This window comes from Siccirubricoccus soli (genome assembly GCF_024178315.1).
Lineage (GTDB): Bacteria > Pseudomonadota > Alphaproteobacteria > Acetobacterales > Acetobacteraceae > Siccirubricoccus > Siccirubricoccus soli.
This window is the reverse complement of record NZ_JAMZIK010000180.1, coordinates 1-14,157: the sequence shown is the minus strand read 5'-3', so window position 1 is coordinate 14,157 and position 14,157 is coordinate 1. Positions and strand designations below refer to the sequence as shown.

The window sequence follows — 14,157 nt, the reverse complement described above, 5'->3', positions numbered from 1 at the left end:
TGGTAGCCGCGCTCGGCCGGGAGAGCGATCCGCAGGCGCTCGGCCATCTCGTCGGCGGGCAGCCAACCTGCCAGCAGCCAGGAGCCGTCCTCGCGGCGCACCGCCGCCGGTTCCTCCCCGGCCTCCATGTTGGAGCGGAAGGCGCCGACGATGACCTCGCCCAGGTCGGCGGGCGTGCCGCACAGCGGTTGAGATCGGCCGTCCACTCCTCTGGCAGGAACAGCCGCAACCCCGCAGGAACCGGCACCTCCTGCCCAGCCAGGTCAGCGAGACCAGCGCCTAGCATTTGGCCCGCTTGCCCAACTCGCCGCAGTACTGCCGCGCCACACCGACCGAGAGCGTGCCCTTCTTCGGCAGCGCCGTGTCGCCGATCACCAGCGCCGCCTGCGGCCCGCCCACCAGCCGGTCGACTTGATCGGCCAACACCTGCCACAGCGGCGCGTCATCCCAGGCTGGGCTGGCGCTGAAATGTTGCAGGTGGTCATGCCCCGGCAGCCCCAGGCTGGCCGCCATCGGCTGCAGGCTCTTGCGCTCGCTCGGACCCAGCAGCCCGCGCAGGTACAGCGGTGCCCAGAGCCGCCGCTTCTTGTGCCCGAGCGCGGCAAGGAACGGCTCCGGCCAACGGTCGAGATCCTTGGCCGCCCGCATTATGGCCGTCACCTCGCAACCCCGCCCCTCAGCCCAGGTCAGAAGCAACGCAGATCAGCACAAACAGTGCCCAGGTAGTGCTAGGGGCCGACTACGGGAGGCAAGCCATGTTCGCCCGGTGATCGACGCCGTAGAATCGGTCCATGCTGGCCGCTCCAGCATTCTTGCCGACGTGGGGAAGCATTCGCCGGCATGGCCGCGGTTTGGGGAGGCGACAGAATTTGCCAGCACCCGGCCCTTTCCCGGCACCAAGTCCGAGCGCGGCAGTAAAGTCGTCACAGGCGGAGGGAACACGATCAAACCAGGTTAGTTGAAAACCGCCTGTGCAGTCTCCACCAGCGTGAGGGAGGGGGTGCCGAAAAGGGGCACCGTAAATTCGAAGGGATGGCTCACCGTCACCGTCACCGTGGTAATGCCGGCATTGGTGGCGCAGCCACTCATGGTCATGGAAAGCGTGCCTGGATTGAGAAACGGGGCACGGAGGCCGACGCCAGCCAAGTCACCGCTCAGTCCAGTGCAGGGTGCCACGCGGGCGATCATATTTGCGGAGCCGCGCAGCGTCACCACGCGTACCGCTTCGGCCGTGGCGGTGCGCAGCGCCTCCAGCGTAAACATGTGCCGCCCGATCTCGATCGCGCCAAGCAAAAGGCTTAGCAACACCACAGCCATGACCGCGAATTCCACGCTCGTCGCACCGCGCGGGCATTGCCAGACTGAGGCGCGCCTAACGGAGGCGGAGCACCGCATGGCCGGTTCCCTTGGAGTATTCTTGCAGAAGCAGTGGCGTCAGGCTGCGCTCCGCCGTCACGGTGACGGTGCGGGGCACACCAGCGGAGCAGGCCGTGCCGCACGCAGCGGCGGCAATGCCGCAGGCGCAGGTGACCACCACCTCGCCTGGCGTGAGTTCAGGCCAAGCCTGGATCACCGCGTTCCGGATGGCGGTGGCGTCAGAAGGATTTGCCATGGCGTATTGCGCCCCCGTGCGGGTCGCACGTTCAAGGCGCATCGAGAGTTGGATCACATTGGCAAGGTCGAAGGTTCCGGCCAGCAGCAGGAGCAACACCGGCGCAACCAGTGCAAGCTCCACAGCCGAAGCACCCTTTCTGCCGACTTTTCGAAGCATCGCCCTATTCCACCAAGCGCACGGTGCGGATCGTCGGATACGGCGTGTAGTTCTCGCAACCGGATACGCCCAGCCTGGTGTCGGCAGCGCCGGAAAACGACAGGCGATAGCCTACAATCGACAGGCAGACGGATTCGATGTTGCTCCTACCGTTCATGACGACGTCGGAGGTCGGGAAATACAACCCTCCGGACATATGCAGGGTGGCACCGCCATTAAGCTGCACCTCTTTGTTTGGGCCGTTATTCGTCGCAAGCCCATCCCGGTACAGCAGGAGCCCGGCACCCTCCGGGCGGTCCGGTACCAGAGAGCTAGCGGGCCCCGTAAGCCTGCCCGTGGCCCCAGCATTGATCCGGATCGTGCCGACCCGGTCCGAGTCGCCGGTGAAGATCAGCGTCACGCCTTCACCTGTGAGGGTGCCCTGCACAACAAGGTCCGCATTTCTGAAGTAATAGATGCCGGGATTTAAGTTGAGAGTCTGGTTCGGTTCCACGGTGAGACTCGAACAGATCGCTTGGCCCGGAGATATTGTCACCGGGGTGCTGCCCAGCGCCAGGGCCGGTGAGCGGCAGGAAGGCGGCTGCGGCGTCCAGTTCTTCAGCCCGCTGAAGGGATCCCTGATTGGTTCCGGACGGCCAGAGACGATGAGGGGAGGCACATTCCTGTTGTCATCGGTCCAAACATCCCCCGAGGTGCAGCCGCTGCATGCGCCGGTGGTGACCAACCCGTCCGCCCTCACTCCCGCGCTGCCGACCACCGAAATGCCATTTGGTGCCGCCGCGTTGGAGCCGAGCAGGCAGTGCCCCGACTTTGTGGTGCTGTTCCCGCCCAGCTCAAGCCCACCGCCCAGGGAAAGGACGCAAACTTCCGAATCGGCATGCACCGTGGCGACAGCGCGGGTACGCACCGTGGGCGCTGTGGCAAGGAAGAGCCGTGCGAGGCTGATCTGTTGGTTGCGAGAGATGACTACCTGCACGGCCCCAGCATCGCCAACGAATTGGCCCTCGGTCGGCGGCCCAACTGCAACACCTGCCGCAAAGCCGTTAAGCGCAGCGGTGTCGCTGGCGACGGCGGAGTAATCCTCCCCGCGCTCGCGCGCTGCAGCGCCTGCCAGCGCTGCCATGTCCGCCGCCGTGGCGGCGTTGCGCAGTGCAAGGTACCAGCCGCCGGCCTCAATTGCCAAGCCGGTGAAGCCGAGCAGGATCGTGGCGGAGACGGCAAGCACCATGGAGGTCGCCCCGCGCCGGCTGCGGAGGGTCTCCCACGACACCGCCGCAAGCTGCCCTGGCCACGAAGCCGTGGCACTCCCGCTCATTCGCAATTCTATTTCTGGGCCTGCCACAATCCCGTTCTCAACGGCCCCATAGGCCTATCCTCGGCAAGCCGTAATGGCCATTCGCAATGAACTCGGTTTCATTGTCACCGCCGATACAACTACAAATAGCATATCTCTGTCAAGTCCCGCACCGTTAGGTAGAAACCCGTACTTAACCTCCCGTTAATGGAAAATCTGGCGCTCATCACAGCTCCACAACTGTTGACACCGGGTTCTCTCGCTCATAAGTTGACGAAGTGACAACTCGCGCCACTCAAGAACGATTCTAAGCCAAACATTGCCACTTCAGCGAGGTGCTGTGATCGTGGAACATCAGCTTTGGGTTGCGGGCACCAGTCACACGACCATGGACCGTTTTCATATGAGGAGCCCGACCCCCATCATGTTCCAGACCTTCATTGGCCGCGCCGCAACCGCCCTGATGAGCCGTAAAGGCGTCTCGGCAGCGGAGTATGCGATCCTGGCCGTTGGCATCATCGTCGTCGTCGGTGCCGGCGTCGGCTTCCTCGGTGCCGACCTGGCTACGGTCTTCAAGAGCATTGGCGAAAAGATCAACTCGGCCACCCCCGCCAAGCCCACCTAACAAGCAGGGCGAGCCCGGCGGCTTCTTGCGAAGCAGCGCTGCTGGGTTCGCCGTTATCCGACAGAGCCCTGCGGCACTCTGGCAGCGGACAGGCGGGCCCGTGCATTCGCTCCACATCCTTCTCGTTACTGGGCTGCTTTGTGTCGCCGCTTGGCGCGACCTCACAACACGCACCATTCCGGATGCTGTCTGCCTGCTTTTGGTCAGCATCGGCGTCGTTGTCCGTGCCGCTGAGGGATGGCAGGCTGCCGGCCTATCCCTTGTCGCCGCACTCCTTCTCTTCTGCGTGCTTTTGCTCGTGGCCATGCGCGGGGTGCTTGGCGGCGGCGACGTCAAGCTTGCTTCTGCCGTGGCGCTTGGACTCTCACCTACCCAGGGCTGGGACTTCGTCTACGTCACGGCCATGATCGGTGGCGTTCTCGGCGTGGCATACCTTGCCGGCCCGCATCTTACACCGCGGCTCGCGCCGATTGCCGGTGCAGCCTTACCACGTCGCCTCATCGCGGTGGAGGCTTGGCGCCTGCGCCGACGCGGCCCGGTCCCCTACGGCATCGCCATCGCGGGTGGAGGAATCCTGGTCCTGCTCGCCCTTCCGGGACATTGATCCATGATCCTCCGGCTCCTCATCATCGCGTCGCTGGTGCTGAGCGCTGTGGGGCTTGGCACGCTGGGCTTTCAGCTGCTCATGCCCGCACCACACGCCGCGACGGAAGCCGCGGCGCCTGCTCCGCCACCCCTGCCCGCTCGTGCCCGCTTCCTGGTCGCAACCCGGGCCCTATCCGCCGGCACGCTGCTCAAGGATGAGGATTTCGCCGTGCGCGAATTGCCGCCAGAGCAGGTGCCGGATGGCGTCCTGGAACCGGGTGACGAGATCCGGGCCGAGCTGCGTGGAGGCTTGCTGAAGCAGTATCTGGATGCCGGCGCACCGGTACGCCGGGGCGACGTGCTACGCCCGCGGGACCGCGGCTTCCTGGCTGCCGTGCTGCGGCCTGGCGCGCGCGCCATCTCCGTCGGTGTGGATGTGGTAACGGGCACGGCGGGCCTGATTTGGCCTGGTGATCAAGTGGACCTGATTCTGACGCAGGAACTGCCTGCAGCCGAAGCGCCGCTCTCCCGCCGCATTGTTGGTGAGACGCTGCTGGCCGATGTACGGGTCATCGCTGTGGACCAGCAATTCACCCAGGGCGCCACTGCGGCTGATGCCACGCCGAATCGCATCGCCCGCACCATTACGCTTGAAGTATTGCCGGAGCAGGCAGAGCGTGTCGCCGTTGGCAGCCGCCTCGGCCGCATCGCGCTGACGGTACGCGCCATCGAAGCGGCCGCGGCAATGGCATTTCCGAAGGCGGCTTCGGTGTTCGGGGGTGATGTCTCGCCAGCCCTGGCGCGCTCCTCGGTGTCCGACGGGATCCGCATGCGCGTCATCGAAGGGGACGGTCAGCCGCGCGAGGTCACGTTCCGGTGACTTCCTCTTGGATCGCCCCGCTGCGCGACGGGCGCTAGCATTACCGATGCCCTGCCGCCTCTCCCCGCTGCTGCACATCGCCGTCTGCCTCTTGCCCCTTGGCGTCTCCGCCCGGGCCCAGGATCGGGCGTCACCCATGGTCCCAGGCCGGCCGATGGTTCAGGCCGGGCCGAGCTTCGCGCAGGCGAGCGGCGGCGGGCCACGTCCTGGCCAAGCACCGGGCATTCCCGCGCCTGCCGCGGCGCAGCCCCCGCCGGCACCCATTTCGCTGACCCTCGAGGCCGGGGTCGGCCGGCTGTTGCACCTGCCATCGGCGGCGCTGACGGTGATGGCAGCCGATCCGCGCATCGCCCGTGTCCAGCCGGCCTCGCCCACCAGCCTCTTCCTGATGGCCGTCGCGCCGGGCCGCACAACCGTCATTGCCACCGCCGAAGATGGCACGCCGATCGCCGAGTATGATGTCTTGGTCCAACCGGGACGCGGCACGCTGGCGGCGCAGCAGGGAACAGGCGGCGAAGGCGCCGCGGGTGCATTGCAGCCGCTCAATCCGGGAGTAGTCGAAAGCCTGATCCGCCGCATGGTCCGCGGTGCAGAGGGCGTACGCGTCACCGCCGCCGGCCAGAGCGGGCTGCTGCTGAGCGGTCAGGCGGCATCCGCCGCAGATGCCCAGCGCGCTGAAGCGATCGCCCGTGCCTATGCGGGCGACACGCGGGAGGTCATCAACGACATTTCGCTGCTGTCCTCCATTCAGGTGAATGTGCGCGTGCGCGTGGCGGAGATTTCGCGCCAAGTGACGCGCGAGCTTGGCTTCAACTGGCAGGCCCTGGCCAATGACGGCGCCAACTGGGCGATAGGCATGCGGACCGGGGCGGCGGGCCGCGTCTTGAATGCCATTGCCGGCCCTTCCCCGACGACATCCGGCCGCTATGGCGTTGGCTTCGGCTCATCACGGTTTGACATCAATGCAGTGATCGACGCCCTGGCCTCCGATCAGCTGATCACCGTCCTCGCCGAGCCGAATCTCACGGCGCAATCGGGCGAGGTGGCGAGCTTCCTGGCGGGCGGCGAATTTCCCGTGCCGGTGGCCGCCAGCTCGACCAGCAACGCGATCAGCATCGAGTTCAAGCAGTTCGGCGTCAGCCTTGCCTTCGTCCCGACGGTGCTGGGGCCAGACCGGCTGAATCTCCGCGTGCGGCCAGAAGTGAGCGAGCTGTCGGAGAATGGTGCCATCAGCTTGCCGCTCGCCACCGGCGTCATCACCATTCCGGCCCTGGCTGTACGACGCGCGGAGACAACGGTCGAACTTGGAAGTGGCCAGAGCTTCGCCATTGCCGGCCTGCTCCAGCGCAGCAATACCTTGGTGAATTCCGGTATCGCGGGGCTCGGCGATGTGCCGGTGCTCGGCGCGCTGTTCCGCTCCGACCGGTTCCGCCGCAACGAAACAGAGCTCGTCATCATCGTGACGCCCTATCTCGTTCGCCCTGTCTCGGACCCGCGGGCCCTCGCCGCACCCACGGACGGCTTCCGCCCGGCGACGGATCTCGATCGCATCCTGTACCGCCGGCAGGTCGCCCGAGGTGCGCAAGGACCGCAAGTCCGCGCCCGCCTTGATGCCGGCTTCATCCTGGAGTGATGGCGTGCGACATCACGCGGTTCTGCGTCTTGGTCTTGTCCTGCTTCTCGCCGGCTGCGGCACGGCAGGGGATTTCTCGCGCCCCGGCACTTGGCGGGCCACTGGCGCGAACGAGACCAATCTGCGCGCCATGATGGCCAGCCCAAGCCATGCCGAGCGTGGCGTCGCGGCGGCAACGGAGCGAGGCCAGCCGGCTAGCGTTGCCATTCGGCGCATCGAACGGGGCCTGCGCCAGCCGCTGCCGGCGACACGTGCCTCCTCCATCGGCGCCGCTCCATCGCCCGTCGCGCCGGCAGGGGATGTCGATGCGCGTTGAGGTGATGGTGCCTCGCGAAGCGACGGACCTCTCCCGCGGCGCTGAGCCAATGACCGGCGATCGGCCTGGCGTTATCGCCTTCCTGAATGACGAGGCGAGCGAAACGGCGGTGCGCAACGGTCTCGCCGAGAGGACTGCCGGGCTGCTGCTGCGGCGCGGGGGCATCCGCGCGGCGATCAAGGCGCTGGAACGCGAACCGACGCCGCGCGTCCTGCTGGTGGATGTTTCCGGCGTTCCGGACGTTGTGGCGGCGCTCGAGCAACTCGCGGCGGTCTGCACGCCCGATGTGCAGGTGCTGGCGGTAGGCGAAACGGCAGATATCGGCTTCTACCGGCAACTCACCCGCGAACTCGGCATCGCGGAATATCTCTACAAGCCGCTGACGCGCGACTCCGTCGCGCGCATCTTCGGCCCGTATCTCGCGCGCCAGGCTGCCGGCGGGGCCGAGGTGAGCAACCGCAGCGGCCGCGTTGTCGCCGTCTACGGCGCCCGCGGCGGCTGCGGAGCCACGACGATCGCGGTCAACCTCGCCCTGCAGCTCGCCGAGGTCAGCCACGGCCATGTCGCGCTGCTCGACCTGCACCTGCGCGGCGGCACGACGGGTATGATGCTTGGCGTCCGCCCGGGGGCAGGGCTGCGCGTGGCGCTGGAAGAGCCAGACCGGGTGGACGCACTCTTCCTCGACCGCGCCTGCATCCCGGTTGGAGGCAGGCTTCGCCTCCTCGCGGCGGAGGAACCGCTGGAGAGCCTGCCCAGGCCAACGGAAGAAGGCATGAAACGGGTGCTGGCACTGCTCTGCCAGCGCTTCAACCATGTGGTCGTGGACCTACCGATGCCGCCCGGCCCGGCGGAACGCGCATTGCTGGCGGCTGCGCGCCAGCGGATCGTCGTGCTCGGTCCGGATGTCGCCAGCATCCGAGATACGATCGCTGCCCGCAAATTCGCCGCCATCGGCGCGGCACCTTCGATCATAACCGTGCTGAACCGTGCCGGCGCACCGGGCACACTGAAGACGAAGCTCATTGAGGAAGGTCTCGGCGAGGCGCCCGATGTGATCATTCCCGATCTGCCTAAGGAATTGCCACGTGCCGCGAATCTCGGCCGAGCCGCCCTGCATGAAAGCGCAGCGCTGCGCCGGGCCCTGGCGCCATTGACGCAGGAGGTTTCGGCTGTGCGTGCCCAACCTGGTGGCAGGGCCTCGCTGCTCGCCCGGCTGCTGGGGCGCGGAGGGGCAGCATGAAGCCCTTCGGCCGCCGGGCCGAACCGCTCAGACCGCCAGCGGAGCTGCCGCTCACGGTGCCGGAGCCGGCCCCGCCGCCCGTGGCGCCGGACACTCCCTCCTCCCGCATCTCCGACGCGGTTACCCGGCTGCGCGAGCGGGTCATCGCGCGCGTGGATCCCGTGGTCGCCGCTGATCTTTCACCCGCCGTTCTGCGCATGCAGATCGGCGCGCTCGTGCACGAGGTAGCGAGCCGAGAACGTATCGAGATTTCCGCTCGCGAGCAGGAGAGCGTCGCCGAGGAGTTGGCCTATGACATGATGGGCTATGGCCCGCTCGAGCCGCTACTGCAGGACGAGACCATCAGCGATATCATGGTGAACGGCCCGGACAACGTCTTCGTCGAGCGCCGGGGCCTGGTGCAGCGCGTCGAGGTACGCTTCCGTGGTGCCGAGCAGGTGAACGCCATCGCGCAGAAGATGGCGTCAGCCGTGGGCCGCCGTGTGGATGAATCGAGCCCGCTGGTGGATTGCCGGCTGCCCGATGGCAGCCGCGTCAACGCCGTCTTCCCGCCGATCGCGCTCGATGGCTGTTCTATCTCGATCCGGAAGTTCGCGAAGAAGAAGATCGACTTCGAGCGGATGATCGAGTTCGGCAGCATCTCCCGCCAAGTCGCACGGATCCTGGAGATCGTGGCACGCTGCCGGCTGAACTTCGTCGTGTCCGGCGGCACGGGCTCGGGCAAGACCACGCTCATGAACGCTATGAGCCGTATGATCGACCACAATGAGCGCATCGTGACAATCGAGGACGCGGCGGAGCTGCAACTCCAGCAGCCACATGTCGTGCGGCTGGAAACCCGGCCGCCGAACCTGGAGGGCAAGGGCGAGATCTCGGCGCGCGACCTCATCAAGAACGCGCTGCGGATGCGGCCCGACCGCATCATCGTGGGCGAGGTGCGCGGCGCCGAGGCCTTCGATATGCTGCAGGCCATGAATACGGGCCATGACGGGTCGTTCTGTACCATCCATGCCAACAACCCGCGCGACGCGGTGACCCGGATCGAGAACATGGTGCAGATGGGCTTGGCCAACCTGCCCTTGCGTGCCATCCGCACCCAAATTGCGGGCGCGGTCGACCTTATCATCCAGATCCAGCGGATGCGCGATGGCGGGCGCCGCCTGCTGGCGATCTCGGAAATATGCGGACTCGAAGGCGACGTCATCACGATGAATGACGTCTTCACCTTCGAATACCAGGGCGAGGATTCGGGGGGACGCCTCATGGGCCGTTGGGTGACACCTGCTATCCGCCCCGGCTTTTACGACCGCCTCGCCTATTTCGGCCTGGGTGAGGCCTGGATGCACGCCTTGCAGGAGAATTGAGCATGCTCCTCCTGTTGATGATCGGGGCCATGCTGCTGCTGGCCCTGCTGCTCGGCGCGCTCGCACTGGCGCGCGGCGGCTCCGGCCGCAAGCTCCGCGAGCGGGTGCGCGCCCTATCCGAGCAGGCGGTGCCCATCCCGGCAACCACCGTGCCGAGCATCCGCGCCGCGAGATCCCGGGGGAAATGGCTCGATCGCCTCTTGCGATTTTTGCACTTCAATCCGGATATGCCACAAGAGCAGGTGATCCCCTGGCCGCTAGTTGCTCTTCTCGCGCTCGGGGTCGCAGCGCTCTCGATCCCGCGCCTTGCTGGCTGGACGGGGGTCCTGCCGGCGCTGCCGCTCGGACTGCTCTCCGGGCTGTTCGCAGCGCGGATGGTCTTTGGCTGGCAACATGCGCGCTACTGTGACGCCGTGTTCCAGCAGATTCCGGACGCGCTGGGACAGGTGGTGCGCGGCATCCGGGCTGGCCTGCCGTTGACGGAGGCGCTCCGCGGGCTGAGCCGCGAGATGCCCTCCCCTTCGCGAGAAGAATTTGCACGGGTCGTGGGTGACATGGCCATCGGCCGCCCGGTGGAGGTGGCGCTGATCCGGCTGCACGAGAGAACGGGGTTGACGGAATACGCCTTCCTCGCCGTGACCCTCGGACTACAATCCCAGACCGGCGGCAACCTTGCGGAAACGCTGGAAAACCTGGCGGACATGGTGCGCAAGCGCGTCACCATGGCGAAGCGCGCCAAAGCCCTAGCGGCGGAGGCGAAGATGCAGGCCGGCATCCTCATGGTGCTACCCTTTGTCGCGGCACTCGCAATGTCCCTCATCCAGCCCTTCTACATCGCCGCTTTCACCGAGAACCCGACGGGGCAGCAGATGGCGATGATTGGCCTGATGCTGATGCTGCTGGGGGTGCTGACAATCCGCTGGCTCATCCGGCAGGCGGGGAGTGATTAATGCCGGACAGCCTTGACCCGCAGGTGCTGCTCGCCCTGGGGGCGGTCGGGTGCACCCTCGGCCTTGCGGTGCTGGCAGCCGCCCTGATCGCGCGTGCAGCGGAGGAGCGGGACCTCGCCGGACGGATGCGCGCCGTGGTCAGGCCGGCCGAAGGCGACGTGGCCGAAGCTCGTCTCCGGGCGAGCCTCGGTGCCACCCTGCTTCGGCCCATTCTTCACCTGGGAGAGATCCTGCGCGGCACGGCCATCGTGGCCGAAAAGGACGTGGCCGAATTCCAGCGGGCGGTCGCCGCAGCCGGCTTCGAAGCGCGAACCGCCGTCTCGGTCTTCATCGGCGTCAAGGCGGTGATGCTCGCCGTCCTGCCGCTGCTGGCCTTCGTCGGCGTCTCGCTGCTGGACATGGGACCGATGCGAGCCGTGCTGATCATCTTCGGCACCCTTGTCCTTGCAGTGTTCGGGCCGAACTGGTTCCTCGGCAGGATGCGGCGGCCCTTCCAGAAGCGGCTCCGTAAGGGCCTGCCGGATGCGTTGGACCTTATGGTGGTGGCCGCGGAGGCGGGGCTCGGCCTTGAGTCCGCCCTTGACCGGGTGGCACGGGAGATGGCCGGATCCAATCCGGCCATTGCGCTTGAGCTCAACATATTGGTGCAGGAGCTGCGCATGATGCCGGACCGGAGGCTGGTGCTGGAACGGCTCGGCGAGCGAACGGGGCTTGAAGGGTTTAAGCGGTTAGGGTCCACCCTGTCGCAGACCATACGCTATGGCACGCCGCTCGCCCAGGCTCTTCGGGTGCTGGCGGCCGAGATGCGCCAGGAGCGTATGATGCGTATCGAGGAGAAAACAATTCGCCTCCCCGCCCTCCTCGTCGGTCCACTGATCTTCTTCATCCTGCCGGCCCTCTTTATTGCCCTGATCGGACCTTCCGTGCTGGAGATAGCCAAGGTCATGAGCCCGAAATGAACCCCCGGATGCTGGCCGCGCTGCTCGGCTTGCTTATCCTCTCGGCCTGCGCGAGTCAGGACGGGCCAGCGGTGCGCGAACCCGACGGCGCTGCTCGGCTGCGCGTTGCGGCCGCAGCCGAGGCTTCGGGGCAGGCGGATATCGCCCTGTCCATGTACGGAGTTGCCGCGGCGGCGGAGCCGGGCCGCGCCGAGGTGCAGGCGCGCTTCGCCGGAGCGTTGGCGCGCGCGGGCCATCTGGTGCAGGCGGAGGAGGTGCTGAACCGCGCGCTGGCGCATCATCCGGATGACATCGGCCTGCTGTCCCAGCTCGGCCGGTTGCGGGTACGTGAAGGGGCGGCGGAGCCGGCGCTGGACATCTTCGATCGCGTCCTGGCGCGCGCGCCGCGGGATGTGGCGGCGCTGGATGGGCGCGGCGTCGCGCTGGATCTGCTGGGCCGCCATGCGGAGGCCCAGGTCAGTTACCGCGCGGGCATGGCCCAGGCGCCGGCGAACGTGGCCATCGCCAATAATCTTGCCATGTCGCTGCTGCTGTCCGGCCACGCTGCGGAGGCGCTGCTGATCCTGGAACCCCTGGCCCGGCGTCCCGGCGTTCCGCCGCGGGTGGCGACGAACCTCGCTATTGCTCGCGCCGCCGCAGGCGACGCCGCGGGCGGGCGCGCCCTGCTGGCCGGACAGCCGACTGAGGCCGATCTCGATGCAATCGTGGGCGGCCTGGGCGGCGGCCCGGCTGCATGGCCAGGACAGAGCTGAACCCTCTACCGGGAGGGAGGCGTGGCCGCCGCACCGGCGGCCGTTCGCCTCGCGCCGGAGCCGCGGGGGGAAGAGCAGACATCAGCCGTCGGCGCCATGCTGGTCATCGGTCCAATGCTCGGGACCAGGAAGCATGTCACTCGTTCTGTCCATGGCCCTTAGCGGCGTGGCAAGGTCGATCGCCAGCGGCCGAGCCGGTCAGTCCTGGAGACCGTGTTGGCGCCGGCCACGCCCCGCCTGACATTGGCAGGGAGCCGGCCGCTGGCGACGCCAATCACCACGCTGGGAATGGCTGCAGCGTAAGCGCGGCGAAGGCGCCCACCTTCCGAGGTGAAGCCTGATGAGATTTATGCGCGGATAGCGCTTGAGGCGCTTTATGGCTGAGTGTGGCCGTTGAGTTCAGCTGATCAGGAGCTATGCCGGACGGACTGCTCGGGAAGATTGCTCAGTCTATGCTGCTCGGTTGCTGAGCTGTGTAAGTGAGCAGCGGAGATTGTAGGCAATGGCGGTGAGGTGGACCTGCAGGGTAGCCTTGGCCAGTCCTCGCCATCGCATGCGACGCAATCCGTAGCTGCGCTTCCAGGCGCCGAAGGTCTTCCCGACGCGGCAGCGAATACGGTGAATGGCGTAACTCCAACGGCGAGGTTTGCGCAGCGTGCCATTGCCAGGTCCGCCCCACATGCCTGTCAGCACGATGCGGGGCGTACCACTGCGGGCGGCGACCGCCGCGCCAAAGATGGGGCCACGGTAGGCGCTGTCGGCATAGACCTCACCGGCTGCCTCAGGCAGGGCACCGCCACCAGTTCGGCCGTCATGGACGTTGCCTGGCGTCACGGAGAGCGCCTCGACCAGGGCGCTATCGGCGTCGGCACCGACATGGGCCTTGAAGCTATGGATCGCCTTGCGCCGCTGGTGGCCAACCCAGCCTGCCTCAAGATCGGCGTGGCTGGCCGGGGCGATTACGGTGCCGTCCACCAGCGTGCCGGTCTTGACTGCGATCGCCTTGGTCCGGAACTGGCCTGTCACCACCTTGAACAATGCTTGGTCGAGGCGGCGGGCAACTAGCTGGGCCCGCAGCCGCACAAGGGCTGCCCGCTCGGGTGTCGCCTGATGGGCCGAGAAGCCGCAGAAGGTTGGAACGAGGCACGATCATCAAGTGCCTCGGCCAGTCGCACGTCGGACAGGTCATGCCAGACCACGATCAGCATGACCTTGAACAACGCCAAGGGTGGCCAGGCCGGCTCACCGTTCGCAGCACAGGAGATATCCCGCAGCTGATGCTCGACCGGTCCAGATCCGACGTCGCTCCCCATCCACCAGCCCGGTATCGCTGCGGAAGACAAAGTCCGGCAGCCCTTGTCTTTGTCTTCTTCAACAGCCCGGGCACCTGTTTTGAAATCTCACGAATTACGTGCAGAACTGAAGCAGTCACAACTATTCATTGATCGATCGCGTATGCGTGATTATACCACGGACTGCCCCCGTGAAGGGGGTGCGGCCGGGAGGCCTGCTTCATCCCGTCCAACAAAAAGGGTCACCCGGTATGGACGGTTTTATCGCACAGGCTCTCCTCGGCGTCGCGAATAGCGAGCACCACCCTGTTTCCGCCATTGCGCCGGACCGCAGCAAAGCGAAGTCCTTAGAAAAGCTGTTGAACGGCGTGCCATATCCGGTCCTGATCAAGGACCGGGCGCAGCGCTGGGTGCTGATGAACGATGCTTGATGCGCGTTGATGCACCGCCCGCGTGAGGCGATGCTAGGTCGTACCGACTACGATCTGGTCTCTAG

15 protein-coding genes and 2 pseudogenes are annotated in these 14,157 nt (G+C 66.6%); 10 read left to right on the top strand and 7 right to left on the bottom strand.

Translation table 11 applies throughout. The features are described 5' to 3' along the window. The 5 genes and pseudogenes from NJ376_RS24210 to NJ376_RS24190 form a co-directional block, all read right to left on the bottom strand. A pseudogene (locus NJ376_RS24210) lies at window positions 1-206 on the bottom strand (hypothetical protein); the annotation flags it as partial. After that, window positions 179-648, bottom strand: a pseudogene (locus NJ376_RS24205) (IS701 family transposase); the annotation flags it as partial. The pseudogenes NJ376_RS24205 and NJ376_RS24210, both read right to left, overlap by 28 nt. Window positions 649-954: 306 nt before the next feature. After that, window positions 955-1,332, bottom strand: coding sequence for a TadE/TadG family type IV pilus assembly protein (locus NJ376_RS24200; protein WP_252955857.1), 378 nt, complete (start codon window positions 1,330-1,332; stop codon window positions 955-957). A 40-nt stretch (window positions 1,333-1,372) separates the two neighbouring features. Next, window positions 1,373-1,771, bottom strand: coding sequence for a TadE/TadG family type IV pilus assembly protein (locus NJ376_RS24195; RefSeq protein ID WP_252955856.1), 399 nt, complete (start codon window positions 1,769-1,771; stop codon window positions 1,373-1,375). Between the two features lie 4 nt (window positions 1,772-1,775). Then, complete coding sequence (locus tag NJ376_RS24190) at window positions 1,776-2,999, bottom strand: hypothetical protein (RefSeq protein ID WP_252955855.1); 1,224 nt, start codon at window positions 2,997-2,999, stop codon at window positions 1,776-1,778. 490 nt (window positions 3,000-3,489) lie between these two features. On the opposite strand from NJ376_RS24190, the gene NJ376_RS24185 reads away from it, so the two are divergent. The 9 genes from NJ376_RS24185 (at window position 3,490) to NJ376_RS24145 (ending at window position 12,369) form a co-directional block, all read left to right on the top strand. Continuing rightward, entirely contained in the window at window positions 3,490-3,690 is a 201-nt protein-coding gene (locus NJ376_RS24185; RefSeq protein WP_252955854.1) for a hypothetical protein, read from the top strand. Between the two features lie 100 nt (window positions 3,691-3,790). Beyond that, window positions 3,791-4,294, top strand: coding sequence for an A24 family peptidase (locus tag NJ376_RS24180; protein WP_252955853.1), 504 nt, complete (start codon window positions 3,791-3,793; stop codon window positions 4,292-4,294). Window positions 4,295-4,297: 3 nt separating this feature from the next. After that, window positions 4,298-5,155: a Flp pilus assembly protein CpaB gene (cpaB, locus tag NJ376_RS24175; protein ID WP_252955852.1), complete on the top strand. Its 858-nt coding sequence runs from the start codon at window positions 4,298-4,300 to the stop codon at window positions 5,153-5,155. Window positions 5,156-5,309: 154 nt separating this feature from the next. Beyond that, the gene (locus NJ376_RS24170; protein ID WP_252955851.1) at window positions 5,310-6,788 is read left to right on the top strand and encodes a type II and III secretion system protein family protein; all 1,479 of its coding nucleotides are present in this window, start codon (window positions 5,310-5,312) and stop codon (window positions 6,786-6,788) included. 305 nt (window positions 6,789-7,093) lie between these two features. Next, window positions 7,094-8,344 (top strand): AAA family ATPase, encoded by a 1,251-nt coding sequence (locus NJ376_RS24165; RefSeq protein ID WP_252955850.1) that lies wholly within the window; start codon window positions 7,094-7,096, stop codon window positions 8,342-8,344. Continuing rightward, window positions 8,341-9,708, top strand: coding sequence for a CpaF family protein (locus tag NJ376_RS24160; RefSeq protein ID WP_252955849.1), 1,368 nt, complete (start codon window positions 8,341-8,343; stop codon window positions 9,706-9,708). The genes NJ376_RS24165 and NJ376_RS24160 overlap by 4 nt, the downstream gene beginning before the upstream one ends. 2 nt (window positions 9,709-9,710) lie before the next feature. After that, entirely contained in the window at window positions 9,711-10,658 is a 948-nt protein-coding gene (locus NJ376_RS24155) for a type II secretion system F family protein (RefSeq protein ID WP_252955848.1), read from the top strand. Next, entirely contained in the window at window positions 10,658-11,617 is a 960-nt protein-coding gene (locus NJ376_RS24150) for a type II secretion system F family protein (RefSeq protein ID WP_252955847.1), read from the top strand. Before NJ376_RS24155 ends, NJ376_RS24150 begins: the two co-directional genes overlap by 1 nt. Before the next feature lie 8 nt (window positions 11,618-11,625). Then, window positions 11,626-12,369: a tetratricopeptide repeat protein gene (locus NJ376_RS24145; RefSeq protein WP_252955846.1), complete on the top strand. Its 744-nt coding sequence runs from the start codon at window positions 11,626-11,628 to the stop codon at window positions 12,367-12,369. Window positions 12,370-12,819: 450 nt separating this feature from the next. On the opposite strand, the gene NJ376_RS24140 is transcribed toward NJ376_RS24145, so the two are convergent. Both NJ376_RS24140 and NJ376_RS24135 read right to left on the bottom strand, forming a co-directional pair. Next, window positions 12,820-13,398: a transposase gene (locus tag NJ376_RS24140; RefSeq protein WP_252955858.1), complete on the bottom strand. Its 579-nt coding sequence runs from the start codon at window positions 13,396-13,398 to the stop codon at window positions 12,820-12,822. 32 nt (window positions 13,399-13,430) lie between these two features. Then, window positions 13,431-13,577: a hypothetical protein gene (locus NJ376_RS24135; RefSeq protein WP_252955845.1), complete on the bottom strand. Its 147-nt coding sequence runs from the start codon at window positions 13,575-13,577 to the stop codon at window positions 13,431-13,433. Window positions 13,578-13,912: 335 nt separating this feature from the next. Here NJ376_RS24135 and NJ376_RS24130 point away from each other — a divergent pair, with 335 nt between their 5' ends. Beyond that, window positions 13,913-14,092: a hypothetical protein gene (locus NJ376_RS24130; RefSeq protein WP_252955844.1), complete on the top strand. Its 180-nt coding sequence runs from the start codon at window positions 13,913-13,915 to the stop codon at window positions 14,090-14,092. The last annotated feature ends 65 nt before the right edge of the window (window positions 14,093-14,157 follow it).